This window comes from Nocardia sp. NPDC056064 (genome assembly GCF_042266925.1).
Lineage (GTDB): Bacteria > Actinomycetota > Actinomycetes > Mycobacteriales > Mycobacteriaceae > Nocardia.
Map to the genome: position 1 here is coordinate 856,211 of NZ_JBHJWO010000001.1, position 24,375 is coordinate 880,585.

Consider the following 24,375-nt stretch of genomic DNA (forward strand, 5'->3'; position numbering starts at 1 on the left):
TCCTACCACTGTCCGGCCCCACCCCGCGCCACCTCCCCGGACTCGCACCGATTCGCCGCTGCTCGCCGCACCGCGCGACTACGACTCGCGGTGAGCGCAATTCCCCGGTCGGGCCACCGAATTCGCCGCGCGTGCGGCGTGCGTGGTTGGCTGACACGGTGAGATCGCGCGGTGTCCGGATCGGAGCCACTCTGCTGGCGGGAGCCGCGACGCTGGCCGGCGCGGCCGGGGTCGCGCTGCATTTCGTCGGCTGGGCGGTGGAGCCGCTGGTGCTGGCCGCGTCCGCCGCGCCGTATCTGATGTGCGGCGCGGTGCTCGGAACGGCCGGATTCGCGGTGACGCGGCAGTGGGTCGCGACCGGCGCGGCCGCGCTGGTGGCGGTGATCGGTTTCGCGACGCAGGCGCCCCTGTACATCGCCGACGGCGCGGACGGTGCCGGGGTCGCGATCACGGCGATGCAGGCCAATCTGCTCTTCGACGGCGCCGACCCGTCCGCGCTGGTCGAGCAGGTACGGGCGCGGGACGTCGCGCTGCTCACCGTCAACGAACTGACCCGCCCGGCGGTGGACGCGCTCGGCCGGGCCGGGCTCGACGAACTGCTGCCGCACCGCTATCTCGCGCCGGGGCAGACCGCGAGTGGGACCGGGATCTGGAGCCGCTATCCACTGTCGGAGACGGTCGAATACGACGGGTTCGTGCTGAACCAGATCTCGGCGACCGCGGCGGTGCCCGAGGTGGGGCCGGTCTCGGTCTACGCGATCCATCCGGTGCCGCCGATCTACGACACCGGTGTCTGGGCCGACGAGCTGACGCGGCTGACGGCGATCATCGAACACGCGCCGACCCGGCGTCCGGTGGTGGTCGGCGGTGATTTCAACGCCACCCACGATCACACCCGGTTCCGGGCGATGACGGCCGGGCGGTATGCCGATGCCGGGGCGCAGGCGGGTGCGGGCAGGCTGGTCACCTATCCGACCGACAAGCGCTTTCCACCGGTGGTCGGTATCGATCACGTGCTTCTCGACGGGGCGCACGCGACCGGGGTCGAGACGGTGGATCTGCCGGGGGCCGATCACCGGGCGCTGGTCGCGCGCATCGTGCTGCATCGAGAACCGTAGTAACCGGCGCACGTCCGTCCGCTGACACGCGACGTCGTGAGCGATCCGGGTACTCGGATGTCGTTACGAAACAGGTGGCACGCTGTCGACACGTGTCGTCACCGTCGCACCTCGGGTGGACGCTTCGCTCACCACCGCCTCGATGCGGGCGGCCATCGCCCGGCCCGCCGCGTGGAGGGGTTCGGTGGATCGCAGCGTGCGGCCGAGGATGAACGCCCCTTCCAGTGTGGTCAGGATCGCCACGATCAGGTCGCGGGCCGCCGGGCCCGGCAGTCCGCGGGCGTGGAAATAGGCCGTGCCCTTCTCGATCCAGTCCCGCATCACCTCGGCGGCCGCCTCGCGCAGGAGCGGTTCGCTGTCGGCGATCTCCCCGGCCACCGTGCCGACCGGGCACATGTTCATCCAGCCGGATTCCTCGAGCGTGCGCGCGGCCTCGGTGAAGGCGGCGGGCACCGCGACGCGCAGATCCTCGTGCGGGTCCATCAGCAGGGGCAGCAGCTGGATGTAGGCGGCGCCCGAGGTGCGCAGCGCTTCGGCGGCGATCTGCACCTTGCCGTGCGGGAAGTGGTGATACAGCGAACCCATCGGAGCCTGTGCCGCCGCGGTGATCTGTTTGACGGTGATCGCGCTGTAGCCGTGCACACGCAGCAGTTCGCTCACCGCGACGACCAGCCGTTCCCGCGTGGTCGTTGACATCCGCTCGCTCACCGTTCCAGACTAGAGCATCCGCACTAGAGCGAACGCTCTACTCCGAGGAGGGCACCGTGCCGACCGTCGACATCCCCGCAGGCCGGATCCACTACCGCGAACAGGGCGAGGGCCCGCCGGTGGTCCTGCTGCACGGACTGCTGATGAACCACACGGTGTGGGACGCGGTGATCGACCTGCTGCCCGCCGGGTTCCGATACGTGCTGCCCGATCTGCCTCTCGGCGCGCATCCCGAACCGATGAGGCCCGGCACCGATCTGAGCCTGCGCGGCCTCAACCACCTGATCGCCGATTTCCTCGCCGCCCTGGACCTGCGCGAGGTCACCCTCGTGCATTCCGACTGGGGTGGGGCGCTGTTCCTCACCGCGTACGGCCTCGACGAGCGCGTCGGCCGGATCGTCGTGTTCCCGTGCGAGGCGTTCGGCAACTTCCCGCCCGGCCTGCCGGGCAAGTCGGCGACCCTGGCCGCGTACCTGCCCGGCGGTGTGAGCCTGGCCCTGCGCCAGCTGCGGGTGCCGTGGCTGCGCCGGACGCCCCCGCTGTTCGGCTGGATGGCCAAGTACCCGATCCCCGACGACCTCGTCCACGGCTGGACCGAGCCCGGCCTGCGTCAGCCGGCCATCCGCGCCGATGTGCTCGCCTACATGCGCTCGAGCCGTCACAAGGCCGACCTCGTCGCCGACACCGAAGCCCTCCGGAACTTCTCCGGCGAGGCGCTCGTCCTCTGGTCCAGCGCGGGCAAGGTCATGCCCCGCGAGCACGGCCGCCGGCTGGCGGCCCTGCTCCCCCACGCCCGGCTGGTCGAGATCGACGACGCCTACGTCCTGTCCATGCTGGACCGGCCGCGAGCCGTCGCCGCGGCCGTCACCGAATTCCTCACCACCACCGGCGCGCGCCGATAGCGTTGCCGTACACGCGGTCTCACCGCAGATCAGGTCTGCTGGAGTGGTTCGTAGACCTCCGCCCCGAGCCCGAAAGTCCAGGCGACGCCCTCGCGGGCGGTGCGGGTGGCCGGCGGGACGCGCAGCCAATAGGTGCGGTGGGTGCCGTCCGGTTCCGGGGTGGAGTTGACGACTTCGACCATCACCACGTCCTCGTCACCCACGAGCGCGATCCGCCACAGGACACCGGTCTCGTCGCGATGCACCGGACGCGCGTCCGATTCGGTGAGATACCGGTCGTAGCCGTAGTACTCGAGCATCACCCGGCGCAGTTCGGCGTTCTCCTCGTCCCGGATGCGCTGCGGGGTCAGGGTGCGCAGGCTGTCGAGGAACGCGGCGGTGACCGGCATGCCGCGCCAGGCGTGCAGGGCGAAGCCGTCGGCGTAGGCGAGGGCCGGACCGTCGCCGTTGTCGAGGCGGCCGGCTTCGTCGCGGTGCAGTTCGAGTGGACGCTCGGTGAGCACGGCGACCTTCTCGTAGGGCCACCACCAGCCCGCCTGTGTCGCCACGGCGGCCAGGCCGTCGAGCGGGTTGCCGGGCCGGGTGTCGTAGGCGCTGAGCCAGGCGGCGTCGTGTTGACCGAGCACGGCGTCGAGCAGCAGGAGCCGGACCTGCTGCTCCCGGCGGGGATCTCCGTCGGCGACCGCTTCGATCACCCCGGTCCGTAGACGTTCGACCACGGCGTTGGTGGACTCCCACAGGTCCGCGCCGGTCGCACGCCAGTGCGCGCCGTAGCCCTCGGCGCCCAGCTCGGCGTGCAGCCGCGCCCGCTCGGCCGACCAGGGACCGTTGCGTATCGCGTCGCGGACGGACGGGCCGGTCGCCTGCCCCTCCGACAGCAGGCGCACCGCCGCGGGCGGCGAAGCGGCCCACAGGATCCGGTCCGGTTCGGCCAGTCCGGCGCGGGTGTAGGCCAGCCGCACACCCGCCTCCGCGGCGGCCCGGTCACCGGCACCGGTCGCGGCGGCCACCGCGCGCCAGTCGCGTGAGTTCGTCGTCGTGCTCATCAGTCCGCCACCACCCGCACCGAACCGGGCACGTACTCGCGTTGCCGGATCACCCGGAACCACCCCTTCGGCAAGGCGATCGGCGCGTGTTCCTCGTGGACGACCCGCCCGCCCGTCGGCAGATGCAGCAGCAGCGGGCCGAACACGCTCGCCTCCCGGATCAGGGTGCCCGGGCCGGGAATCGCGTGCGCGTGCCCGGTCACCTCACCCAGTGCCAGCACCAGTCGTCCTCTGCTGTCGCGTGATTCGCCGCGCGCCGTGTGCGCGGCGGCGGGCACCGCGTCCTCGGCCAGCGGCACGATCAGCACATCACCCTGTCAGTACATGTCGTCCTCCCCGTCGCGGCCCTCGTGGGCCTGTCGTGCGCTCGACCGTAGCGACGGCCACCGACAACCCGGCCCGGGCGCGGAAGCTGTCGGTGCCCCTTGATAGAAACGCTGCTGTCACCACCGGGGCGGCACGTCGACAAGGGGCGGGAATTCATGAACACAGGAATACATCTCGACGCATGGGGCGGCCTGCCCACCCATCCTTTCCCCGTGCTGGACGAGGAAACCGACGAGGCCGACCGCGCCGCGGCGATGCGCGAGCTGCCCGCGGCCGACGAGGTGGCGTGGCGCATCACGGTGAGCTGCGACGAGCCCGAGGAGACCTGGACCGAGGCGTTCGACCGGTTCCTCGAGACCGTCGATCCCGGCCGGGTCCGGGCGCTGGTCATCGGCTGCTGGCCGGAGGCCTACGACAGCGGTCCCGACGAGATCTTCGCGGCGATCGTGGCCGCGAAGGCCCGGTTCACCAGCTTGCGAGCGGTGTTCGTCGGTGACATACACTCCGAGGAATGCGAGATCTCCTGGATCAACCAGGGCCGGGTGAGCACGCTGCTGGAAGCGTTTCCGGCACTGGAGGAGTTCGGTGTGCGCGGCGGGCAGAATCTCGATTTCTCCGCCGTGCGCCACGAGAATCTGCGCCGGCTCGTCGTCCAGGCCGGCGGGCTGCCCGCCGAGGCCGTGCGCGGGGTGGCGGGCTGTGAGCTGCCCGCCCTGGTCGATCTCGAATTGTGGCTGGGTACCTCCGATTACGGCGGCGACAGCGATCTCGACGATCTGGCCCCGATCCTGGCGGGTGACCGGCTGCCGCGGCTCACCCGGCTGGCTTTGCGCAACAGCGAGATCCAGGACGCGATCTGCACTGCGGTGGCCTCGGCTCCGGTGGTGGCCCGGCTCGACGAGCTGGACCTGTCGATGGGTGTGCTCACCGACGACGGCATCGTCGCCCTGCTCGGCGGGCAGCCACTCGATCACCTGAAGTCGCTGGACCTGCGCCACAACTATGTGAGCGCCGAGATCGGCGCCCGGCTCACCGCCACCCTCGCCGGTGTCAGCGTGGATCTCGACGCCGCCGACGCCTACAGCTACGAGGACGGCGACAACGTCTGGCGTTACGTCTCCGTCGCCGAGTGAGTTCCGGTGCGTTGGGTGGTGGTCGGCAATGCCGAGAATCGGCGGGTCGAGCTGTTCGCCGCGGCGGCTCGTGCCGCCGGGCAGCCCGCACCCCGGATCGTCACCTGGCAGCGGGTGCTCACCGAGGGCGGCCACACGTTCGCCGACGACGAGATCGTCCGGCTCGAGTCGCCGGGTGAGAACCCGGCGGTGGACGCGCGGCTGCGTGGTGTGCACGAGCCGACCCGCGTGGAGGGTTCGGCACGCTGGTACACGAACTTCCTCGCCGCCGTCGGCTCGCTGCGCGGCGGTGTGCGTCTCGACGACCCGGACGAGCTGGCCGTGCTGTTCGACAAGCGGCTCTGCCACTCCCGGCTGGCGGCCGCCGGGGTCCCGGTCCCGCCCGCACCGGCGACCGGTCCGGTGCGGGGCTGGTCCGACGTGAAAGCGGCACTGCGCGAGGCCGGGATGCGGCGGGTGTTCGTCAAGCTCGCCCATGGCTCCTCGGCCTCGGGGGTGCTGGCCGTCGAGTCCACGGCCTCCGGTCGCTGGCAGGCGACCACTTCGGTGGAGATCGGCGCGGACGGCGCCCTGCACAATTCGCTGCGGGTCCGGCGCTATCGCGACGAGCGCGTGATCGCGGGGATCGTGGACCGGCTCGCACCCGACGGCCTGCACATCGAGCGCTGGATTCCCAAGGCGGCGCTCGACGGGCGCACCGCCGACCTGCGGGTGGTGGTGATCGGTGGCCGGGCCACCCATGTCGTGGTGCGCACCAGCCGGGCCCCGCTGACCAATCTGCATCTCGGTGGCACCCGCGGGGAACTGGCCGCGGCGCGGGCCGCCGCGGGTGAGCGCTGGGCGGCGGCGCTGGCCGTCTGTGAGCGCGCCGCCGCCTGTTTCCCCGGCACGCTGTGCGTCGGTGTCGACCTGCTGCCCGGCCTCGGCTGGCGGCGGTTCACCGTGGGTGAGGTCAACGCCTTCGGCGACCTGCTGCCCGGTCTCACCGGTCTCCCCGCGACACCCGCCGAGGGCCTCGACACCTACGCGGCACAGCTGGCCGCCGCACCCCACTTCCGCACCGCGACCTCGCGACCGGCCACGATCGGACTGCTCTCATGACCGAACCCCTCCTACCCCACCCGGACATGTCCGAGGTCGTCGGCCGCGACGACCTGCTCTTGCTCACCCTCGACACCCTGCGCTACGACGTGGCAGTCGAACTGGCGGCGACGGGCCGCCTCCCCCACCTGGCCGCCCATCTCCCCGGGGGACGCTGGCAGCGCAGGCACGCGCCCGGCAGTTTCACCTACGCCTCGCATCAGGCCATCTTCGCCGGATTCCTGCCCACGCCCGCGGCGCCCGGCCCGCATCCGCGCCTGTTCGCCGCGCGCTTCGCCGGTAGTGAGACGACCGCGGAGGGCACCTTCGTCTTCGACGAACCCGATCTGGTGACGGCGCTGGCCGCCCGCGGCTATCACACGGTGTGCATCGGCGGGGTCGGCTTCTTCAACAAGCAGGGCGCGCTGGGCAGTGTGCTGCCGGGCCTGTTCGCCGAGAGTCATTGGGAACCGGAGTTCTCCGTGGCCTCACCCACCTCGTTCGAATCCCAGGTGGCGCGGGCCGAACAGGCGCTCGCCGTGGTGCCCGGCGAGCAGCGGGTGTTCCTGTTCGTCAATGCCTCGGCCCTGCATCAGCCGAACTGGTTCCACCTGCCCGGTGCCACCCGCGATGCCGGGGACAGCCGCGAAACCCATGCCGCCGCACTGGAATACATCGACGCCCACATCGGGCGGCTGTTCGCGGCGATGCGCTCGCGGCGCCGGTGCTTCGCGATCGTGTGTTCCGACCACGGCACCACCTATGGCGAGGACGGCTACACCGGGCATCGGCTCGGCCACGAGAGCGTGTGGACGGTGCCCTACAGCCACTTCTTCCTGGAGCCGACCACATGATCGACACCCTGCCCCGGCCGTACCAGAACTACGTCTACGCCTATCCGCACAAGACCGCCTACCGGCCGCTGCCGGACCGGCCCGCCCTGTCGCAGGTGTGGGCGGGTGAATCCCGGTCGGCGCTGTCGCTGTATCTGCACATCCCGTTCTGCGAGGTGCGCTGCGGCTTCTGCAATCTGTTCACCCGGGTCGGCGCGCCCGACGGCCTGACCGGACGCTATCTCGACGCGCTGACCCGGCAGGCCGGCGCCGTGCGCGCGGCACTGGGCGACGCCGAGCGGCCACGGTTCGCCAATGCCGCCTTCGGCGGCGGCACCCCGACCTTTCTCGACGCCGCCGAGCTGACCCGGCTGTGCGATATCGCCGAAGGGATCATGGGCGCCGACCTGCGCGCGATCCCGCTCTCGGTGGAGGCGTCCCCGTCGACCTCCACCGCCGACCGGCTCTCCGTGCTCGCCGAACGCGGGGCGACGCGGCTGAGTCTCGGGGTGCAGAGCTTCATCGACGAGGAGGCGCGGGCGGCGGTGCGGCCGCAGCGCCGCGCCGAGGTCGAAGCGGCACTGGGCCGTATCCGCGACGCGGGCATTCCGGTGCTCAATATCGACCTGATCTACGGCATCGACGGCCAGACCGCGGCCAGCTGGCAGTACTCCCTGGACGCGGCGCTGGCGTGGCGGCCCGAGGAGATCTACCTCTATCCGCTCTACGTCCGCCCGCTGACCGGGCTGGCCCGGCACGCCGATCCCGATGTCGCCGAACAGGAATGGGACCGCGAGCGGCTCGCGCGCTACGCGCAGGGCCGCGACCACCTGCTCGCCGCGGGCTACGAGCAGGTGTCGATGCGGATGTTCCGCCGCCGCGACGCACCTCCACAGGGCCCCGACGACTACGCCTGCCAGACCGACGGCATGATCGGCCTGGGCTGTGGGGCCCGCTCCTACACCTCGCGGCTGCACTACTCCTTCGACTACGCCGTCGACCTGCGCGAGGTCCGCGGCATCATCGACAGTTACGTCGCCACCACGGATTTCGGGTCGGCCGTGCATGGGCGGGCCATCGACGCCGACGAAGCCGCGCGCCGTCATCTGCTCCAGTCGCTCCTGCAGGCCGAGGGCCTGCCGGTGGCCGACTACCAGCGCCGCTTCGGCACCGACCCGTGGGACGACTTCGGTCCCCAACTGCACACCCTGGCCGACCGCGGCTGGTTGACCGGCACCGGCACCGACCTGCTGCGCCTGTCGGCCGAGGGCCTGGCCTATTCCGATGCCATCGGCCCCGATTTCTTCTCCCCCGACGTGCGCGCCGCGATGGCCGCCTACGAGTTGCGCTGATGGACCTGACGATCCTCTACCGCGGCCCGCTGGCCTCCTGCGACTACGACTGCCCCTACTGCCCGTTCGCCAAACGGCGCGACAGCACCGAACAGCTCCGGGCCGACCGCGCGGCCCTGCACCGCTTCACCGAGTGGGCCCGCGCCCAGACCGGCGACCGGCTGTCGGTGCTGTTCACGCCGTGGGGCGAAGGGCTGGTGCGGTCGTGGTACCGGCGGGCGCTGGTCGAACTCTCCCATCAGCCGCACATCGACCGGGTCGCCATCCAGACCAATCTCAGCGGCCGCGTCGACTGGATCGCCGAGGCCGACCCCGCCACCCTGGCCCTGTGGTGCACCTACCACCCCGGCCAGACCCCGTACCGCCGGTTTCTCGACAAGGCCGAACGCCTGGCGGCGGCCGGAACCCGGTTCAGCGTCGGCATCGTCGGGCTGCCCGAGCATCTCGACCACGCCCGCCGCCTGCGCGCCGACCTGCCCGAGCACGTCTACCTCTGGGTGAACGCGGCCGAGGGCCACACCTACACCGACGACCAGGCCGCCGACTGGACCGCCGTCGACGAACTGTTCCCGTTCAGCCGCCACCCGCATCGCTCGGCCGGGCTGCCGTGCCGCACCGGCAGTTCGGTGATCTCGGTCGACGGCGAGGGCACCGTCCGCCGCTGCCACTTCGTCCCGGCACCGCTGGGCAATCTCTACGACGGCTCCTACCGTGCCGCCCTCACACCGCGCGCCTGCCCGCTGACGGTGTGCGACTGCCACATCGGCTACGTCCACCTCGAGACCCTGCCGCTCTACGACGTGTTCGCCGGTGGTGTGCTGGAACGGATTCCGGTGCGGGCGGCGCCCGGACACCAGGGTCAAGCGAGTTCGAGTGTCGTGGTCACCGGCGTGACGCCGGTCGACAGGTCCAGCACCGGGCAGTGCGCGTCGACCGCGTGCTGCAGTTCGGCGTAGCGTTCGGCGGTCTCCGGGCCGGTGATCCGCACGCTCACCCGCACCGCCTGGAAACCCGGTCGCACCGAGTCGTCGATGCCGAAGAACCCGCGCACATCCAGATCACCCTCGGCGGTGATCGCGAGATCCTCGACCGTCACGCCCAGGCGCTGGGCCCAGAAGCGGTAGGTCACCACCTGGCAGGAGATCAGCGCCGCCAGGTACACCTCCACCGGATTGGCGTCGGCGTCGGCACCGCCCAGGGTCGGCGGCTCGTCGACCCGGACGGTGTGCGACCGCGCGGTGACCACCGTGCCCACCGTGCCCGCCGGTGTCCCCGACGCCCGGAACACCACCTGCGCCTTGGCCGGATCGGTCGCGACCGCCTGCGCGGTCGCCTCGGAAATCGCGTTCAGATTCTCCAGCTGACTCGTCATGCCCGGACGCTATCGGCGCCGATCCGGCCCCGACACCCTTGTGCTCGCCGTGACCCGAACGCCCGCGACGACCATCGCACAGCATCCGAGACGGGGGTTGGCGGTCAGGCCAGGCGTCGGTCGAACACCTGGGTGCCCGCGCCCGTGGCCGGGTCGACGGTGATCACGCGGAGATCCACGGTGTCCGGGGTCAGGTCCATGACCATGAAGCCCAGCTCGCTCTGGGTGTCGAACAGGGCGGGGTGGGCGGGTCCGGACGCGGAGCCGTGGCCGCCGGAGGTCTTGGCCGCGGCGCCGGAGACGATCTGGCGGGTGCCCTTGGAGGCCGGGGTCGGTTCCAGGACCTGGAGGGTGTGGTCGTGGCCGGAGAGCAGGAACGAGACCTTGCCCAGCACATGGTCTTCGAAGAAGCGTTTGGCGTGCACGCCGTTGAGGGGTTCGATCGGCAGGCCCTCGTAGTTGCCCGCGTCGCCGTGCGGGCCGTTGCTGAGATAGGGCTGGTGGGTGCAGGCGATCTTCCACGTCGCCGGGGAGTCGGCCAGGGCGCCGTCGAGCCAGGCGCGCTGGGCGTTCATGTACGGGCCGTCGACCGACCAGTACGGGTCGAGCAGTGGCGGGATGTAGGCGGCCAGGGGGTTGATGTCGAGGACGAAGAACTCCACCACCGGGTTCTGCTCGGGAACCCGCACCGAGTAGTAGCGGCTCGGCATCCACCAGCGCGGTGATCGTGCGTGATAGGCGACCTCGTGGTTGCCGCGGGCCAGCCAGCCGCCGTCGCCGGGGAACACGGCGCTGGTGTCGTGGTTGCCGAGCACCATCGCCCACGGGAAGTCCAGGCCGGTGTTGGGGTCTTCGAATTTGGTGGCGAACTGGATGTCGTCGGGGCCGTCCGGACCCGATTCGTAGATGTTGTCGCCGAGGCCGACGGCCAGCGAGAACGGTTCGCGGGCGTGGAAGGCGCGGGCGGCGTCGGCCACCGCCCACTGGGTGCGGGTGCCGGTGCCCGCGTCTCCGGTGACCAGGACCCGGACCCGGCCTCCGGTGGGCGCGGCGAACTTGGGAACCTCGGCGGGGACGGCGGCCGCGGGGGTCAGGCCGAACAGGCCCAGGCCGGCGACGGCACCGGCCGCGCCCGCCAGGACCTCGCGACGGCCGACGCCGATCGGGGACTGCTCGTGCATGCTCACCTTCTGGATCGTGGGCCAGTTGGACAACCGACCTGATACAAGCACACAGTCCCCGGCGGCGCAGCGCGACTGGTAGATCCGCCGCCTCAGCCGCGTGCGGTGGGGTGCTCGAAGCCCGCCGCGGCGTCCATGTCCTCGAGCGACATCCCCTTGGTCTCCGGCACGAACCGCGTGACGAACAGCAGCGAGAGCAGCGCGAACGCCGCGTACATGCCGTAGGCGAAGCCGAGCGAGAAGGTCTTCAGGCTGGGGAAGCTGACCGTGATGGCCCAGTTCGCCGCCCACTGCCCGGCCGCGGCCAGCGACAGCGCCGCGCCCCTGATCCGGTTCGGGAACATCTCGCCCAGCAGCACCCAGACCACCGGGCCCCAGCTCATGCCGAAGAAGATGACGAACAGATTGGCCGCGACCAGCGCGATCGGCCCGAGCGCCCCGGTGAGCTGCGGCTCGAGCACCCCGTCCGCGTCGGGCACCTGGTCGGCGGCGCCGAAGCAGACCGCCATGGTCGCCAGGGTGACCGTCATGCCGATCGAGCCGACCAGCAGCAGCGGGCGGCGGCCGACCTTGTCGATGAGCATGATCGCCACGACGGTGGTGGCGATATTGACCACCGAGGTGAACACGCTGATCAGGAACGACTGCGATTCCTCGAAACCGACGGCCTCCCACAGGATGTTCGAGTAGTAGAAGATCACGTTGATGCCCACCGCCTGCTGGAACACCGACAGCATCAACCCGATCCAGACCACCGGATAGATCCCGCCGCCGGGCTTGCGCAGGTCGCGCCACGACGGTTTGGTGTCGCTCTCGAGGCTGTGCTGGATGCGGCCGATGGTGAGCTCGAGGTTCTTCTCCCCGAACAGCAGCGTCAGCACCCGGCGCGCTTCGGGAATCCGCTGCGTGGCCACCAGGAAGCGCGGCGACTCGGGGATCGTGGTGGCGAGCACGCCGTAGAACACGGCGGGTATCGCCATCGACAGGAACATCCAGCGCCACGCCTCCAGCCCGAACCACAGCGTCTCGGACGCGCCGCCGGCGATGTGGGCGAGCAGGAAGTCGACCAGCAGCGCCAGGAAGATGCCGAGCACGATGGCGAGTTGCTGCAGCGAGCCGAGCCTGCCGCGGATGCGCGCGGGCGCGGTCTCGGCGATGTAGGCGGGCGCGATCACCGAGGCCACGCCGACACCGAGTCCGCCGATGACCCGGCCCAGCACCAGGATCCACACATCCGGGGCGAACCCGGTCACCACCGCGCTCACGAAGAACAGCGCCGCGGCGATGCGCATCACCTTGAGCCGCCCGATCCGGTCGGCGATACGGCCCGCGGTCATGGCACCGGCCGCCGCGCCGAGCAGGGCCGAGGCGACCGCGAAGCCGAGTACCGCGTCGGCGACACCGAATTCGTCCTGGATCGCGGCGACCGCGCCGTTGATCACCGCGCTGTCGTAGCCGAACAGCAGGCCACCCAGCGCCGCGACCGAGGCGATCCGGACGACGCGGTTGTTCGAGGCGCCTTCCTCCACGGTGTCCCCATCGTGCATGGCGTCGTCCTCTCCACCGCCGCACGGCGCCGCCGCGCGGGTTGCCTCGTGAACCAGAACACAGTGTGCGGCACGCGAGCCCGGTCGTCGCCCAGCGCCACACCGTGCGTTCACCCGCCGGTCATGCCCGCCCGTTAGCGTCCGGCCGATGACCGATGTCCAGCTGGGCCCGATCCCACGCGACCTCAGCGAGATCGCCGATCTCGCCACGGCCGTGGATCTGGCCGACACCACCGCGTTCACCGTCGACGACACCGACGACGACGATCCGCTCCTGCTGACCCGCCCGGGCGGCCGCGTGGTCGACACCTGGCGCGAGGGCTACCCGTACGGCGAGCGGCTCTCGCGGGCCGAGTACGAGTTCGACAAGCGGCTCCTGCAGATCGAGCTGCTCAAGCTGCAGAACTGGGTGAAGGCGACCGGCAGGCGCGTGGTCATCGTGTTCGAGGGACGCGACGCGGCGGGCAAGGGCGGCACGATCAAACGGTTCATGGAGCACCTGAATCCGCGTGGGGCGCGGGTGGTGGCGCTGGAGAAGCCCTCGGCGCGCGAGGCCACGCAGTGGTATTTCCAGCGCTATGTCGAGCATCTGCCCGCCGCGGGCGAACTCGTGCTCTTCGACCGGTCCTGGTACAACCGGGCCGGCGTGGAACGGGTGATGGGATTCTGTACGCCGCAACAGCATCGGCGGTTCCTGGCGCAGGTGCCGCTGTTCGAGCGGATGCTCGTCGAGGACGGCATCGATCTGGTGAAGTTCTGGTTCTCGGTCTCCCCGCTCGAGCAGCGCACCCGCTTCGCCATCCGCCAGGTCGACCCGGTGCGGCATTGGAAGCTGTCCCCGATGGATCTGGCCTCGCTGGACAAGTGGGACGACTACACCGCGGCCAAGGAGGAGAACTTCGAGCACACCGACACCGATCACGCGCCGTGGATCGTGGTGAAGAGCAACGACAAGAAGCGTGCCCGGCTCAACGCGATGCGCCATGTGCTCGGCGGTTTCGACTACGCGAACAAGGATCACCGGATCGTCGGCGCCGCCGACCCGCTGATCGTGGGCCGGGGGCGCGACGTCCTGGGTTCCTGAGCCCGGTCAGCGGGTCAGCGCGACCCGGTGCGCCTCGGTCAGCAAGGTGACCAGTTCGGCGCGTTCGGTCTCGTCGAGGACCTCGAAGCAGGGCTCGACGAGTTCGTCGGTGAGCTTCTCGGCGGCGGCCCAGCGGGTCCGGTGGTCTTCGGTGATCGGCTCGAACGGTTCCGGCCAGCCCAGCAGCTTCGCCTGGGTGGGCCCGTCGGAGACCGGCGAGCCCGCGATCAGGACCGCCTGCAACGGGGTGAGCCCCTGGGCCAGGACCGCGACCAGGTGCAGGCCGCCGCGCAGTTCGCGCAGCACGTGGGTCGCCTGCTGGACCGCGGCGCGGCCGTCGGTGGGCACCGGCATCGCCCGCCATCCGGCGAACAGCGACAGCCCCGGCGACGGTGCCGCCTCGATCACCGGCCGCAGCAGCTCCGCGAGCCGGTCGGCCTGCTCGAACGCGGCCAGTTTGCGCCTGCCGAAATCGTGACACGCGCTGAGATAGCCCGCCGCGGCCTGCTCGGCGGGCATGGGCACCGACTCCCAGGCCGCCCGGATGCAGTCCGGCGCGAAGAAGCCGAAGGCCGCGGTGACGACATCGGCGTCCACCGCGCCGAGCACCCCGCCGCGCCCGCGCGCGTAGCCGGGATGGAATCCCGGCACACCGGTCGACTCGCCGAATGCCCGCGCCTCCCGCGACATCATGAACGCTCCGCCGAGCTCGAGCACCTGCTGCTTGACCGCTGTCGCCGTCATCGTCTGCCACCTTCCACTGTCGACTTTCGACCAGGCAGACTTTAACCGAGAATAGTCAGATGCGGAAGGTGCTCCGGACACGCGTCATCGCCATCCGGCGTGGGTCCGGACGTTCGCCGATCAGTGCCCGCACGGGTCGGTGAGGTGCAGCCCTTCGTGGACCTTGATGCGACGGTGCTCGGCGAGCACGATCGCGATCCCGGCCAGCGTGAAGACGCCGCACAGCACCCCGGCCAGGATCGTCCAGCCGACGAATCCGTACCCGGCGGCGGTCAGCGTCGCCGCGAGCAGCACGATCCCGAAGCCGATGAACAGCAGTCCGGGCCAGTTGAGCGAGTCCTGGATGGATTCACCGGCGTGCGAGCGGGTGGTGCGTTCGGTATCGGGAAATTTGTGTTCATGGGGAAGGCTCGTGGCGTCCATGGCCCGAACCCCCTTTCCGGTGGGTCGGTGGGTCCCTATCTCAGGTGTACCCCCATTCGGCGGTGAACGTCAGGATCGATCCAGCAACATCCGCGCGACCCGGGCCCACTGCGCGAGAATCGCGGACTGATTCAGTCGCGGACCAGGACGAAGAAGTACGGCTCGGGCTTGTCCCGGTAGTCCATCAGGCCCAGCACGGTGTCCTCGTCGACGCGGCGGAAGACATCGATGATCGGCAGGTGGTCGTAGACCATCGCGGTGGTCACCACCCCGCGATGCTCCACTTCGCGCAGCCGGGCCCGGTGGCGCCGGGTGCGCAGGGCGGGTTTGAGCACGCGTAGGAGGCCGCGGCCCCGCGCCACCAGCGACGGGGGCACGGTGCCGACCAGCCCGAGCGGTACCCGGCGCGGGTCGACGGCGAAGATCTCGCCGGTGGCGTCGCCGAACAGCAGCGGATGCACCTGCTCGGTGCCGTCGAACTGCTTGCCGTACCAGCCCGAGGCCGCCAGCGCCCCGTCCATGCGGTGACCGGTGCCGAGCTCGCGGCCGTGCCAGCGTCCGGTCAGCTCACCGGCCCGCACCGGCGGCAAGCTGTCGAACAGGCGCAGCGCCTCCTCGCGCGTGCACTCGGGTTCGAGCGCGGTCAGACTGTCGATACTCATGACTTCCTCCGGGTCAGGCAGGCAGCCGCAGCGCGCCGGGCGCGGAGGCGGGGACGGCGGGCTGTGCCGGGACGACGGGACTGATGCGCTCGTAGGCCGAACCGAGCGCGGGACGCGGGTCCACCTCGCCCTTGTTCGGCCAGAACGCCATCGCCCGTTCGGCCTGCGCGGTGATGGTGAGCGAAGGATTCACGCCCAGGTTCGCGGTGATCGCGCTGCCGTCGGCGATGTGCAGGCCGGGGTGCCCGTAGACGCGCTGGTACGGATCGATCACGCCGGTCTCGCGCGAGTCGCCGATCGTGCAGCCACCGATGTAGTGGGCGGTGGCGGGGATGTTGAAGATGTCGGTGGCGATATTGCCGGTGATGGCGTCGGATTCGGCGGCGTAGCGGCGGGCGATGTCGTGGGCCAGCGGAATCCAGGCCGGGTTCGGTTCACCACCACCCTGTTTGGTCACCAGACGCCCGCCCTTGAGATAGGAGGTCAGCGAGTTGTCCAGCGACTGCATGACCAGCAGGATCACCGAACGTTCCGAGGCGCCGCGCGCGTTCTGCGAGCGCAGGAATTGCAGCGGATGCAAGAACATGGTCAGCAGCAGCCGCAGGAACCGGAAGGCACCGCCGTCGACCATCGGCACCGTCTGCAGGAACAGCGCGTTCTGGCCCTTGCCGTAGGTGCACACCTCCACGTGCGTCTGCGGTTCGGGATGGATCGAGGAGGTGATGGCCACGCCCTGGGAGAAATCGCGGCGCGACTTGCTGGTGACGCCGATGATCGCCTCGGAATTGCTGCGGGTCAGCTCCCCCACCCGCGGGGACAACTGCGGCAGCGTCCCGTCCTTGCGCAGCTTGTGCAGCAGTTTCTGGGTGCCCAGCGCGGCCGCGGCGAACACCACCTGTCCGGCGGTGAAGGTACGGCGCCGCTTGCGGATCCAGCCGTCGGACTGCACGGTCTGCACCCGGTAGCCGCCCTGTCCGTCGGGCGCGACCGAGGTCACCGTGGTGAGCGGATGCACCTGCGCGCCCTTGCTCTCGGCCAGGTGCAGGTAGTTCAGGGTGGTGGTGTTCTTGGCGTTGTGTTTGCAGCCGGTGAAGCACTCCGAGCAGTGGATACAGCCGGCGCGGCGCGGACCGGCACCGCCGAAGTACGGGTCGTCGACCTCGACGCCCTCGTCGCCTTCGTTGAAGAACACGCCCACGTGGGTGCGGTGGAAGGTGTCGGCGACCTTCAGGTCGCGCGCCACCTGGAGCAGCACGTCGTCCTTGGGACCGATCCGCGGGTTCTCCACCACGCCGAGCATGCGTTTGGCCTGGTCGTAGTAGGGGGCGAGTTCGCTCTTCCAGTCGGTGATGTGGGCCCAGGCGCGGTCACCGTAGAACTCCGGCAGCGGTTCGTAGAGGGTGTTGCCGTAGATCAGCGACCCACCACCGACACCGGCCCCGCTGAAGACCAGGCACTTGCCGAGCGCGCTGATGCGCTGCGGGCCGGTCAGGCCCAGGCGCGGTGCCCAGATGGCCTTGGGGATGTTCCAGTTGGTCTTCGGGTAGTCCTCGGCGTTCCAGCGGCGGCCGGATTCGAGCACGCCGACCCGGTAGCCCTTCTCGGTCAGCCGCAGCGCCGAGACGCTGCCGCCGAAGCCGGAGCCGACGACGATCACGTCGTAGTCGTAATCGGTCATCACGCCATCACCTCGTAGTCCGCGGGATCGAAGGTAGCCTGCTGCTTGTACTGGATGCCCAGCAGCGGCCAGTTGGTGGTGATCCGGCCGTCGGCCTGGCGGTACCACGAGGAGCACTGGCTCCACACGCTGCCGCCGAGCTCGGCCTGGATGCGCTCGTCGTAGGCCCGTTCCACCTCGGGCCGTACGGCCAGGGGTTTGCCGGTCGCCGCCAGATGGGCGACGTAGCGGCCCAGGTAGGCCGCCTGCGCCTCGAGGAAGTAGATGATCGAGCCGCCGCCGGTATTGGTGTTGGGGCCGTACATGATGAACAGGTTCGGGAAGCGGGGCACGGTCATGCCGAAGTAGGCGTGCGCGCCGTCGCGCCATTCCTTCTCCAGCGCGTGCCCCTGGGCGCCGGTGATCGTCATCGGGGCCAGGAACTCGGTGGGCGTGAAGCCGGTGCCCCAGATGATCACGTCGATCTCGTGGTCCACGCCGTCGGCGGTGCGCACGCCGGTCGGGGTGATCCGCTCGATCCGATCGGTGACCACCTCGGCATTGGGCTGGGCCAGCGCGGGCAGATAGTTGTCGGAGAACAGGATCCGCTTGCAGCCGATCGGATAGTCCGGCCACACCTTCTCGAACAGCCCGGGCACCGCGGCGGTCTGCCTGCGCATGTGCCATCGCGAGATCCGCCGGATCGCGGCGGCCAGCGGCTTGGCGTAGACCCAGGCCAGGCTCAGGCCCTCGACCACGCCGTACCAGGTGGCGCGTTCGGCCAGCTCGGTGACGGGCAGCTTCTCGAAGACCCGGTGATGCCACGGGCCGAACTCACGGTCGGGGCGCGGGATGATGTAGGGCGCGCTGCGCTGGAACACCGTCAACCGGCTCGCCAGCGGCTGGATCTCGGGGACGAACTGGATGGCGCTGGCGCCGGTGCCGATCACAGCCACCCGCTTGCCGGTCAGGTCGACGTCGTGATTCCACTGGGCGGAATGGAAACTGGTGCCGGTGAAGGTGTCGCGGCCCGCGATATCGGGCAGGGCGGGCCGGGAGAGCTGGCCGACGGCGGAGACGAGCACGTCGACCACCACGGTCTCGCCGCCGCCGAGTTCCACGGTCCAGCGGCCGGAGTCGTCGTCGTAGGTGGCGCCGGTAACCTCGGTACCGAACCGGATGTGACGGCGGATGTCGTACTTGTCGGCGATGTCGCGGATGTAGTCGAGGATCACCGGTTGCCGCGAGAACCGGTGCGGCCAGCGCGGATTCGGCTCGAAGGAGTAGGAGTAGAACGGCGAGGGCACATCGCAGGCGGCGCCGGGATAGGTGTTCTCGCGCCACACCCCGCCGACCTCGTCGGCCTTCTCGAACACGACGATGTCGTCGAAACCCTGCTTCTTCAGCTCGATCACGGCGGCCAGGCCACCGAAACCGGTCCCGATGACGGCGATGGACGGTTTCATACGGCTCCCTCGGTGATCACCCGGAGGCACGCGTCCGGGTCGTCGGCGAACGGCAGGTGCCCGCAGCCGGGTAGGTCGATGTGGCGGGCGAAGGGCAGCGCCTGCCGGGCGCGCACGCTCTGGGTGCGATGAGTGAGGACGACATCGCGCGTGCCCCACGCGATCGTCACCGGAATCCGCGTCAGCGCGCCCGGGTCGTCGCCGGGACGCAGGAAGTAGTCGCCGAAATCGTCGCGCGCGGCGGCGAAAGACACCGCGCCCGCCAATCCGGCCAGGTCGGTCCTGGCGGCGGCGGGATCGACCCGCGCCGGTCGCCCGAACATCGACGACAGCAGCGCGACCCGGCCCGCCGGATACTCCACCGCCCGATCCAGCACGGGCCCCGCGACCTGTGCGGCGCCGCGCATGGCGGTGAGCAGACCCTGCACCCAGCGCAGGCCCGCCGTGCCGTAGCAGCCCACCGGCGAGAACGCCGTCACCGCGCGGGCCACCCCCGAGCGGCCCAGTTCGAGGGCGATCCCGCCGCCCATCGAGCTGCCGACCACGTGCGGGTCGCGGATGTCGAGGTCGGCCAGCCAGCCGGTCAGCCATTCGGCGTAGCCGCGCGGTCCGGGGCGGACACCGGGCTCCACCGGAGAATCACCGAAGCCGGGCAGGTCCAGGGCGATCACCTCGTGGTCCGCGGCGAGCCGGTCGAGTACCGGGGCGAAGACCTGCCAGCGGCTGCCCAGCCCGTGGACCAGGACGATCGGCGGGCCGTTGCCGCGGCGGGTGTGGGAGATCTGCGTCATCGCAGCCCTTCATCCAGGAAAACAGTTACTGCGTACGGTTTGTTGATTGCACCAGCTCCATTGTTCCCCGTCAATAGCTGGCAGCACGCCAATATTGGCGAAGTTCCCGAAACTTGTCGTCGACGCGTACGATTTCTTGGATGACCGTGCAACCAGCCCGCCGCACCCAGGCGCAGCGCCGCGAGTCGACGCGCGCGCGCATTCTCGCCTGCACGGCCGAGTGCCTGCTCGAAAGCGGTTACGCGGCAACCACCGTCAGCGCGGTGCAGGAGCGCGCCGGGCTGGCCCGCGGCACCGTGCAGCACCACTTCCCCACCCGCGCCGAACTGCTCATCGCCGCCACCACCCGGGTCGTCGATCTGCGGCTGGAGAAGTTCCGGCAGGAGGCCGAACTGCTCGCACCCGGGCGCGACCGGCTGCAATCGGTGGTCGATCTGGCCTGGCGTGATCTCAACAGCCCGGCCTTCTTCACCGCGCTGGATCTGTGGGTCGCCGCGCGCACCGACACCGAGCTGCGCGACCGGCTGGTGCACGAGGAGCGGCGGGTGTTCACCGAGATGCGCACGCTCTACGCCGAGGTGCTCGGGGAGGCCTATGCCGGGGACCCGCGCGCGGAAGTCCTGATCGAGTTCACCATCGACCTGCTCACCGGCCTGTCGATGACGGCCATGCTCACCGGCACGCTCGGTGAGCGCGAGGCGATCCTGCGCCGCTGGAAGCGCGCGCTGGCCGTCCTGACGGGTCAGCTGCCCGCCGAGCACCTGCTCGACGGGAGCCCGCTGCCCGTCCGCTGATCCGTCAGCGCCGGGTGGTGCCCGACAGGCCGTTCCAGCACAGCGCGACGGCCACGTCCACGGCCTCGCTCTTGGGAATCGGGCGGCCCGCGTCGAGCCAGTGCCGGGCGGCGGAGTGGCTGGCGCCGACCAGCCCGAACGCGCAGGCGTAGGCGCGAGTCGGGTCCATGCCCGCCGCGCGCAGTTCGGCGCTCACCAGCACCGCGCACTCGCCCATCGCGTGGCGCACCCGCCAGCGCACGCACGGTTCACTGGGCACCGCCGATTCGAAGACCAGTGTGTGCCCGCCCGCGTCCTCGTCGACGAAGTCGAAGTAGGCCAGGACCGCGCGGCGCACCTTCTGTTCGTGGCCGGTGGAGACCGCGAGCGCGTCGCGGATGCCGTCGACCATCCGGTCCAGATACCCCTGCAGCACAGCCAGATACAGGTCGAGTTTGCTGGCGTAGTGCGTGTACAGCACCGGTTTGCTCATCCCGGCGCGGGTACTGATCTCGTCCATGCTCGCGCCGTGGTAGCCGTGCGCGACGAAGACGTCGCGGGCGGCGTGCAGGGCGGTGAGCCGCCGCTGGGTGCGGGCGGTGCCCAGGTCGGGCCGTGTGTCGACCGCGTCGGCCGGGGTCTCCGTGCCGAGGAAGCCGGTGTCCAGAATCGTCATGTGATCACCAGGTCAGGACCGGCTTGACCACGCGCCCGGCGCGTTGATCGGCCAGCGCGGTGTCGATGTCGGTGTGCGGATAGCGGGCGACGAGTCGTTCGGCCGGGAATCGGCCGCTCGCCAGGAGATCGAGCAGATACGGTAGGAAGGTGGCGGGCACGCTGTCGCCTTCGAGGCAGCCGCGCACGGTCTTGCCGTGCAGCACCAGGTCGCCGAGGTCGATCGGCGGGGTGCCGCGGCCGAGGCCGACCGCGACGGCGGCGCCGCCGATGGTCAGCGCCGCCACCGCGTCCCCTAGCACGTCGGCGCGGCCGGTGGTGTCGAGCGCGTGGGTGGCACCGCCGTCGGTGGCCGCGCGGACCCGCTCGACGGTGGAGTCACCGGCCGGGTCGATCGCGGCCTCGGCGCCGAGTTCCTGTGCGAGCGTGCGCCGTTCGGCGGAGGTTTCGACCACGACCACGCGCACCCCGTCGACCGTCCGGGCCGCCAGCAGGGCGGCCATGCCGACCGCGCCCGCCCCGTAGACGACCAGCCGGTCCCCCGCCCCGGGACGCAGCACATTGAGCACCGCGCCCGCGCCGGTCTGGAAACCGCAGCCGAACGGCGCGGCCAGCGCGAGGTCGATCGCGGGATCGACGACGACGGTGTTGTCCTCGGTGGTGAGCGCGTACCCGGCGAAACTCGACTGTCCGAAGAAGCCGTCCAGCACCGGGACACCGTCGAGGTGTACCCGCGGGCCGTCGTGGGCGCGGCGGCCGAACTGGTTGAGCGCGGTCGCGCGGACGCAGTAGGCGGGCCGCCCGGCCGCGCAGTTGGCGCAGGTCCCGCAGTGGCGGAAGGTCAGCACCACGTGGTCACCGGGCCGCACCGATCGCACGTCCGGGCCGACCGCCTCGACCACCCCGGCGCCCTCGTGCCCCAGCAGGATCGGCCGGTCGGCGGCGCCGGCGCGCCTGCTCACCAGGTCGGTGTGGCAGATCCCGGCCGCGACCACCCGCACCAGGATCTCCCCGGCCCGCGGGTCGTCGATCTCGACCGGTTCGACCGTGAACCCGGCCGCCGGATCGCGCGAGAGCACCGCCGTGGTACGCATCAGGCGACCCGTTCGAGCAGGAAGTAGAAGTGCTCGCCGCGCGCGAGGACCAGCTCGGGCCTGCCGTTCATGATGCCCATCAGGGTGTGGTCGTCGAGCCACTTGAAGTGGTCGAACACCGCGCGGCCGTCGTAGACCATGGTCGCGGTGACCTCGCCGCGGAACTCGATGTTCCACAGCGTCGCCTCGCCCTGTCCCAGTTCGACATTCGAGAACAGCGAGCCGTCCTCGGCGCGGCAGATCAGCGGCTTGGCGTCGTCGAGCGCGAGGAAGTTCTTGCCGTACCAGCGGCTGGCGGGCAGGGCCCGGCACAGCGGGTGGCCGGTCTGGAAAGCGGCACCGCGCCATTCGCCCAGGATGTCCTCGGCGCGCGCGGGCCGCAGCCGTGTCCAGAGCTGGTCCAATTCGCCGGTCGCGACGCCCTCGGCCTGCTCCCGGAGCTGTTGCCAGCGTGGTGTGTCCGCGCTCATGAATGTCCTCGTCTCGCGATTCCAGAACCATCCGGTTCTGAAAAGCGACCATAGTTCCGAACCAGATGGTTCGGCAAGAGGTAGGATGCCGACATGCGGGCAGCGGGTGAGGCGACCAGGGAGCGGATTCTGGCCGCGGCGAAGAGCGAATTCGCGCGCTTCGGGGTCGCCGGGGCCCGGATCAACCGGATCGCCACGGCCGCCCATGCCAGCAAGGACCGGCTCTACGCGTACTTCCCCGGCAAGGTCGAGCTCTACACCGCGGTCACCGAACTGTGGGCCGAGCAGACCGCCGACGACACCGAGTTCTCCGCCGACGACATCCCCGCCTACATCGGCCGCCTGTTCGACCACTTCATCGCCCACCCCGAGGACGCGCAACTCCAGGCGTGGGCCGAACTCGAGCCCTCCGGCCCCGACATCACCGAGATCCTGCGCCGCACCGTCGACATCAAGATCGCCGAGATGCGCCGCGGTCAGCGCGAAGGACTGGTCACCGCCGAGATCCCGGCGGCGCTGCTGCTGCGCATGCTCACCGACCTCGCGCGGACCGCCGCGACCCACGCGCGCCAGGACACCAGCCACACCGACGACCGGCACATCGCCACCCGCCGCGCGGCCACCGTCCTGGCGGCCCAGCGCATCGCCGCGCCGTAGCGGTTCCCGGCGACGGGCTATCGTGGCGCCGTGGGGAGAGTGTGGGAGTCCTGGGGTCCGGTCGTGATCGTGTGGGCCGTGCTGGTGCCGGTGGCACTGGCCGTCACCGCCGGTCTGGTGCGTCGGCGGATCGGGCACGCGATGCCACGCCGGGAGGCGCTGCGGCGTTCGATCGCCGAGGTGGGTGTGCTGGTCGGCACCCTGCCGTGGGTGTGGATGATCCTCACGCCGACCGGCGGTGAGCGGGCGGTGAGCCTGGTGCCGCTGCGCGATCTGGTGGACACCCTCGGTGCCGCGCCGTCGACGATCCTCGTCCAGGTCGGCGCGAATGTCGCGGTGTTCGTACCGCTGGGTTTCCTGCTGCCGCTGCGGTTTCCGCGCTGGTCGTCGGTCGCGCGGATGACCCTCGTGGGTGCCGCCGCCTCGTCCGTGCTCGAGATCGCGCAGTACGTCCTCGATCTCGGGCGGGTGTCCTCGATCGACGACGTGCTGATGAACGCCGCGGGCGCGGGCCTGGGCGCGTGGCTCGCCGCCGTCCATCGCGCGCGCCGCCGGGCCGGGCGCTCGCGCAGCGACCGGTTGCTGACCGGTTTCGGCTGGGCCACCTGACACCGGAAGACCCTCCGGGACAGACACTCACGCGGCCGGTCGCACGCGTGTTCGTACACTGTCCGGGTGAGTGGTCCCCTGCGTATCTGTTTCCTCGGCGATTCCTTCGTGCAGGGCATCGGCGATCCCGCCTACCGCGGCTGGGTCGGGCGCGTACTCACCGCCACGGCCACCGACATCACCGCCTTCAACCTCGGCATCCGCCGCAACACCTCCGACGATGTCGTCGCGCGCTGCTGGCCCGAGGTCACCGCGCGCACGGTGCCCGAGGCGGACAACCGGATCGTGCTGTCCTTCGGCAGCAACGACATGGTCGAGGAGGACGGCAGGCCGCGCGTCGATCCCACCCGGACCCTCGCCAATCTGACCGCCCTGCTCACCGAGAGCACCCGCCGGGGCATGTCCGCGCTGGTCGTGGGCCCACCACCGGTGATCGACGCGGGCGAATCCCACCTGCGGCGCACCACGCGACTGGCCGCGGAGATGTCGGCGTTGTGCCACGCGCGGTCGGTGCCGTTCGTCGAGGTCACCGCAGCTCTCGCGGCGGACCCGGTGTGGGTCGCCGAGGTCCGCGACGGCGACGGCGCCCACCCCGGCGGCGCCGGCTACGACCGGCTCGCCGAGCTGGTCCTCGACGGCGGCTGGCAGGACTGGATCAGTGGGTCCTGAAC

Annotated in this window: 27 protein-coding genes; 12 read left to right on the plus strand and 15 right to left on the minus strand. The window is 70.7% G+C overall.

Annotated features, from left to right (window positions below):
- The first annotated feature begins 158 nt into the window (after nucleotides 1-158).
- Nucleotides 159-1,118 carry an endonuclease/exonuclease/phosphatase family protein gene (locus ACFC06_RS03880; protein ID WP_375927574.1) on the plus strand — a complete coding sequence of 320 codons (960 nt, stop codon included), beginning with the start codon at nucleotides 159-161 and terminating at the stop codon, nucleotides 1,116-1,118.
- A 63-nt stretch (nucleotides 1,119-1,181) separates the two neighbouring features.
- Here the strand turns inward: ACFC06_RS03880 and ACFC06_RS03885 are convergent, their stop codons facing one another.
- Nucleotides 1,182-1,826, minus strand: coding sequence for a TetR/AcrR family transcriptional regulator (locus ACFC06_RS03885; RefSeq protein ID WP_375927575.1), 645 nt, complete (start codon nucleotides 1,824-1,826; stop codon nucleotides 1,182-1,184).
- A gap of 56 nt (nucleotides 1,827-1,882) precedes the next feature.
- Between ACFC06_RS03885 and ACFC06_RS03890 the strand changes: the two genes are divergently transcribed.
- Nucleotides 1,883-2,728, plus strand: a complete 846-nt coding sequence (locus ACFC06_RS03890; RefSeq protein WP_375927576.1) for an alpha/beta fold hydrolase — start codon at nucleotides 1,883-1,885, stop codon at nucleotides 2,726-2,728.
- Between the two features lie 29 nt (nucleotides 2,729-2,757).
- Here ACFC06_RS03890 and ACFC06_RS03895 read toward each other — a convergent pair whose 3' ends face one another.
- Together ACFC06_RS03895 and ACFC06_RS03900 are read right to left on the minus strand one after the other, a co-directional pair.
- On the minus strand, nucleotides 2,758-3,774 hold the full coding sequence (locus ACFC06_RS03895) for a DUF6745 domain-containing protein (protein ID WP_375927578.1): 1,017 nt from the start codon (nucleotides 3,772-3,774) through the stop codon (nucleotides 2,758-2,760).
- Nucleotides 3,774-4,082, minus strand: coding sequence for a hypothetical protein (locus tag ACFC06_RS03900; protein WP_375927580.1), 309 nt, complete (start codon nucleotides 4,080-4,082; stop codon nucleotides 3,774-3,776). The genes ACFC06_RS03895 and ACFC06_RS03900 overlap by 1 nt, the downstream gene beginning before the upstream one ends.
- A gap of 174 nt (nucleotides 4,083-4,256) precedes the next feature.
- On the opposite strand from ACFC06_RS03900, the gene ACFC06_RS03905 reads away from it, so the two are divergent.
- From ACFC06_RS03905 to ACFC06_RS03925, 5 genes are read left to right on the plus strand one after another with little or no spacing between them, the layout of a single operon-like run.
- Complete coding sequence (locus tag ACFC06_RS03905) at nucleotides 4,257-5,234, plus strand: STM4015 family protein (protein ID WP_375927582.1); 978 nt, start codon at nucleotides 4,257-4,259, stop codon at nucleotides 5,232-5,234.
- Between the two features lie 6 nt (nucleotides 5,235-5,240).
- Entirely contained in the window at nucleotides 5,241-6,335 is a 1,095-nt protein-coding gene (locus ACFC06_RS03910; RefSeq protein ID WP_375927584.1) for an STM4014 family protein, read from the plus strand.
- Nucleotides 6,332-7,168: an STM4013/SEN3800 family hydrolase gene (locus tag ACFC06_RS03915; protein WP_375927585.1), complete on the plus strand. Its 837-nt coding sequence runs from the start codon at nucleotides 6,332-6,334 to the stop codon at nucleotides 7,166-7,168. Before ACFC06_RS03910 ends, ACFC06_RS03915 begins: the two co-directional genes overlap by 4 nt.
- Nucleotides 7,165-8,499, plus strand: coding sequence for an STM4012 family radical SAM protein (locus ACFC06_RS03920; RefSeq protein WP_375927587.1), 1,335 nt, complete (start codon nucleotides 7,165-7,167; stop codon nucleotides 8,497-8,499). The genes ACFC06_RS03915 and ACFC06_RS03920 overlap by 4 nt, the downstream gene beginning before the upstream one ends.
- Entirely contained in the window at nucleotides 8,499-9,455 is a 957-nt protein-coding gene (locus tag ACFC06_RS03925; RefSeq protein WP_375927589.1) for an STM4011 family radical SAM protein, read from the plus strand. The genes ACFC06_RS03920 and ACFC06_RS03925 overlap by 1 nt, the downstream gene beginning before the upstream one ends.
- Here ACFC06_RS03925 and ACFC06_RS03930 read toward each other — a convergent pair.
- The 3 genes from ACFC06_RS03930 to ACFC06_RS03940 all read right to left on the minus strand — a co-directional run bounded on the left by ACFC06_RS03930 (nucleotide 9,359) and on the right by ACFC06_RS03940 (nucleotide 12,599).
- Nucleotides 9,359-9,871, minus strand: coding sequence for an OsmC family protein (locus ACFC06_RS03930; protein ID WP_375927591.1), 513 nt, complete (start codon nucleotides 9,869-9,871; stop codon nucleotides 9,359-9,361). The genes ACFC06_RS03925 and ACFC06_RS03930 overlap by 97 nt on opposite strands.
- A gap of 104 nt (nucleotides 9,872-9,975) precedes the next feature.
- Complete coding sequence (locus tag ACFC06_RS03935; protein ID WP_375935195.1) at nucleotides 9,976-11,052, minus strand: metallophosphoesterase; 1,077 nt, start codon at nucleotides 11,050-11,052, stop codon at nucleotides 9,976-9,978.
- Between the two features lie 92 nt (nucleotides 11,053-11,144).
- Nucleotides 11,145-12,599: a sugar porter family MFS transporter gene (locus tag ACFC06_RS03940; protein WP_375927593.1), complete on the minus strand. Its 1,455-nt coding sequence runs from the start codon at nucleotides 12,597-12,599 to the stop codon at nucleotides 11,145-11,147.
- Between the two features lie 148 nt (nucleotides 12,600-12,747).
- Between ACFC06_RS03940 and ppk2 the strand changes: the two genes are divergently transcribed.
- Entirely contained in the window at nucleotides 12,748-13,683 is a 936-nt protein-coding gene (ppk2, locus tag ACFC06_RS03945) for a polyphosphate kinase 2 (RefSeq protein ID WP_375927595.1), read from the plus strand.
- 6 nt (nucleotides 13,684-13,689) lie between these two features.
- On the opposite strand, the gene ACFC06_RS03950 is transcribed toward ppk2, so the two are convergent.
- The 6 genes from ACFC06_RS03950 to ACFC06_RS03975 all read right to left on the minus strand — a co-directional run bounded on the left by ACFC06_RS03950 (nucleotide 13,690) and on the right by ACFC06_RS03975 (nucleotide 19,426).
- On the minus strand, nucleotides 13,690-14,427 hold the full coding sequence (locus tag ACFC06_RS03950; protein ID WP_375927597.1) for a hypothetical protein: 738 nt from the start codon (nucleotides 14,425-14,427) through the stop codon (nucleotides 13,690-13,692).
- 120 nt (nucleotides 14,428-14,547) lie between these two features.
- Nucleotides 14,548-14,850 carry a hypothetical protein gene (locus ACFC06_RS03955; RefSeq protein ID WP_375927599.1) on the minus strand — a complete coding sequence of 101 codons (303 nt, stop codon included), beginning with the start codon at nucleotides 14,848-14,850 and terminating at the stop codon, nucleotides 14,548-14,550.
- 131 nt (nucleotides 14,851-14,981) lie between these two features.
- Nucleotides 14,982-15,512: a DUF4334 domain-containing protein gene (locus ACFC06_RS03960; RefSeq protein WP_375927601.1), complete on the minus strand. Its 531-nt coding sequence runs from the start codon at nucleotides 15,510-15,512 to the stop codon at nucleotides 14,982-14,984.
- A gap of 13 nt (nucleotides 15,513-15,525) precedes the next feature.
- Entirely contained in the window at nucleotides 15,526-17,190 is a 1,665-nt protein-coding gene (locus ACFC06_RS03965) for a GMC oxidoreductase (protein WP_375927603.1), read from the minus strand.
- The gene (locus ACFC06_RS03970) at nucleotides 17,190-18,635 is read right to left on the minus strand and encodes a flavin-containing monooxygenase (protein ID WP_375927605.1); all 1,446 of its coding nucleotides are present in this window, start codon (nucleotides 18,633-18,635) and stop codon (nucleotides 17,190-17,192) included. The genes ACFC06_RS03965 and ACFC06_RS03970 overlap by 1 nt, the downstream gene beginning before the upstream one ends.
- Complete coding sequence (locus ACFC06_RS03975; protein ID WP_375927607.1) at nucleotides 18,632-19,426, minus strand: alpha/beta fold hydrolase; 795 nt, start codon at nucleotides 19,424-19,426, stop codon at nucleotides 18,632-18,634. The genes ACFC06_RS03970 and ACFC06_RS03975 overlap by 4 nt, the downstream gene beginning before the upstream one ends.
- Nucleotides 19,427-19,566: 140 nt before the next feature.
- Between ACFC06_RS03975 and ACFC06_RS03980 the strand changes: the two genes are divergently transcribed.
- The gene (locus tag ACFC06_RS03980; RefSeq protein WP_375927609.1) at nucleotides 19,567-20,220 is read left to right on the plus strand and encodes a TetR/AcrR family transcriptional regulator; all 654 of its coding nucleotides are present in this window, start codon (nucleotides 19,567-19,569) and stop codon (nucleotides 20,218-20,220) included.
- Between the two features lie 4 nt (nucleotides 20,221-20,224).
- On the opposite strand, the gene ACFC06_RS03985 is transcribed toward ACFC06_RS03980, so the two are convergent.
- Genes ACFC06_RS03985 through ACFC06_RS03995 form a run of 3 tightly spaced genes read right to left on the minus strand, consistent with a single transcriptional unit; the run spans nucleotide 20,225 to nucleotide 22,438 of the window.
- Complete coding sequence (locus ACFC06_RS03985) at nucleotides 20,225-20,875, minus strand: TetR/AcrR family transcriptional regulator (protein ID WP_375927611.1); 651 nt, start codon at nucleotides 20,873-20,875, stop codon at nucleotides 20,225-20,227.
- A 4-nt stretch (nucleotides 20,876-20,879) separates the two neighbouring features.
- Nucleotides 20,880-21,968: an NAD(P)-dependent alcohol dehydrogenase gene (locus tag ACFC06_RS03990; RefSeq protein WP_375927613.1), complete on the minus strand. Its 1,089-nt coding sequence runs from the start codon at nucleotides 21,966-21,968 to the stop codon at nucleotides 20,880-20,882.
- The gene (locus ACFC06_RS03995) at nucleotides 21,968-22,438 is read right to left on the minus strand and encodes a DUF4334 domain-containing protein (protein WP_375927615.1); all 471 of its coding nucleotides are present in this window, start codon (nucleotides 22,436-22,438) and stop codon (nucleotides 21,968-21,970) included. The genes ACFC06_RS03990 and ACFC06_RS03995 overlap by 1 nt, the downstream gene beginning before the upstream one ends.
- A 93-nt stretch (nucleotides 22,439-22,531) precedes the next feature.
- Between ACFC06_RS03995 and ACFC06_RS04000 the strand changes: the two genes are divergently transcribed.
- From ACFC06_RS04000 to ACFC06_RS04010, 3 genes are all read left to right on the plus strand, one after another.
- Nucleotides 22,532-23,095 carry a TetR family transcriptional regulator gene (locus ACFC06_RS04000; RefSeq protein WP_375927617.1) on the plus strand — a complete coding sequence of 188 codons (564 nt, stop codon included), beginning with the start codon at nucleotides 22,532-22,534 and terminating at the stop codon, nucleotides 23,093-23,095.
- Between the two features lie 30 nt (nucleotides 23,096-23,125).
- Nucleotides 23,126-23,704 carry a VanZ family protein gene (locus tag ACFC06_RS04005; protein WP_375927619.1) on the plus strand — a complete coding sequence of 193 codons (579 nt, stop codon included), beginning with the start codon at nucleotides 23,126-23,128 and terminating at the stop codon, nucleotides 23,702-23,704.
- 66 nt (nucleotides 23,705-23,770) lie between these two features.
- Nucleotides 23,771-24,373 carry a GDSL-type esterase/lipase family protein gene (locus ACFC06_RS04010; protein WP_375927621.1) on the plus strand — a complete coding sequence of 201 codons (603 nt, stop codon included), beginning with the start codon at nucleotides 23,771-23,773 and terminating at the stop codon, nucleotides 24,371-24,373.
- Nucleotides 24,374-24,375: the final 2 nt, after the last annotated feature.

Excerpts from the sequence above, each read along its gene's own strand:
- ACFC06_RS03895 (WP_375927578.1), bottom strand. The coding sequence starts at position 3,774 with ATGAGCACGACGACGAACTCACGCGACTGGCGCGCGGTGGCCGCCGCG.
- ACFC06_RS03905 (WP_375927582.1), top strand. The coding sequence starts at position 4,257 with ATGAACACAGGAATACATCTCGACGCATGGGGCGGCCTGCCCACCCAT.
- ACFC06_RS03915 (WP_375927585.1), top strand. The coding sequence starts at position 6,332 with ATGACCGAACCCCTCCTACCCCACCCGGACATGTCCGAGGTCGTCGGC.
- ACFC06_RS03920 (WP_375927587.1), top strand. The coding sequence starts at position 7,165 with ATGATCGACACCCTGCCCCGGCCGTACCAGAACTACGTCTACGCCTAT.
- ACFC06_RS03925 (WP_375927589.1), top strand. The coding sequence starts at position 8,499 with ATGGACCTGACGATCCTCTACCGCGGCCCGCTGGCCTCCTGCGACTAC.
- ACFC06_RS03930 (WP_375927591.1), bottom strand. The coding sequence starts at position 9,871 with ATGACGAGTCAGCTGGAGAATCTGAACGCGATTTCCGAGGCGACCGCG.
- ACFC06_RS03935 (WP_375935195.1), bottom strand. The coding sequence starts at position 11,052 with ATGCACGAGCAGTCCCCGATCGGCGTCGGCCGTCGCGAGGTCCTGGCG.
- ACFC06_RS03940 (WP_375927593.1), bottom strand. The coding sequence starts at position 12,599 with ATGCACGATGGGGACACCGTGGAGGAAGGCGCCTCGAACAACCGCGTC.
- ppk2 (WP_375927595.1), top strand. The coding sequence starts at position 12,748 with ATGACCGATGTCCAGCTGGGCCCGATCCCACGCGACCTCAGCGAGATC.
- ACFC06_RS03950 (WP_375927597.1), bottom strand. The coding sequence starts at position 14,427 with ATGACGGCGACAGCGGTCAAGCAGCAGGTGCTCGAGCTCGGCGGAGCG.
- ACFC06_RS03955 (WP_375927599.1), bottom strand. The coding sequence starts at position 14,850 with ATGGACGCCACGAGCCTTCCCCATGAACACAAATTTCCCGATACCGAA.
- ACFC06_RS03960 (WP_375927601.1), bottom strand. The coding sequence starts at position 15,512 with ATGAGTATCGACAGTCTGACCGCGCTCGAACCCGAGTGCACGCGCGAG.
- ACFC06_RS03965 (WP_375927603.1), bottom strand. The coding sequence starts at position 17,190 with ATGACCGATTACGACTACGACGTGATCGTCGTCGGCTCCGGCTTCGGC.
- ACFC06_RS03970 (WP_375927605.1), bottom strand. The coding sequence starts at position 18,635 with ATGAAACCGTCCATCGCCGTCATCGGGACCGGTTTCGGTGGCCTGGCC.
- ACFC06_RS03975 (WP_375927607.1), bottom strand. The coding sequence starts at position 19,426 with ATGACGCAGATCTCCCACACCCGCCGCGGCAACGGCCCGCCGATCGTC.
- ACFC06_RS03980 (WP_375927609.1), top strand. The coding sequence starts at position 19,567 with ATGACCGTGCAACCAGCCCGCCGCACCCAGGCGCAGCGCCGCGAGTCG.
- ACFC06_RS03985 (WP_375927611.1), bottom strand. The coding sequence starts at position 20,875 with ATGACGATTCTGGACACCGGCTTCCTCGGCACGGAGACCCCGGCCGAC.
- ACFC06_RS03990 (WP_375927613.1), bottom strand. The coding sequence starts at position 21,968 with ATGCGTACCACGGCGGTGCTCTCGCGCGATCCGGCGGCCGGGTTCACG.
- ACFC06_RS03995 (WP_375927615.1), bottom strand. The coding sequence starts at position 22,438 with ATGAGCGCGGACACACCACGCTGGCAACAGCTCCGGGAGCAGGCCGAG.
- ACFC06_RS04000 (WP_375927617.1), top strand. The coding sequence starts at position 22,532 with ATGCGGGCAGCGGGTGAGGCGACCAGGGAGCGGATTCTGGCCGCGGCG.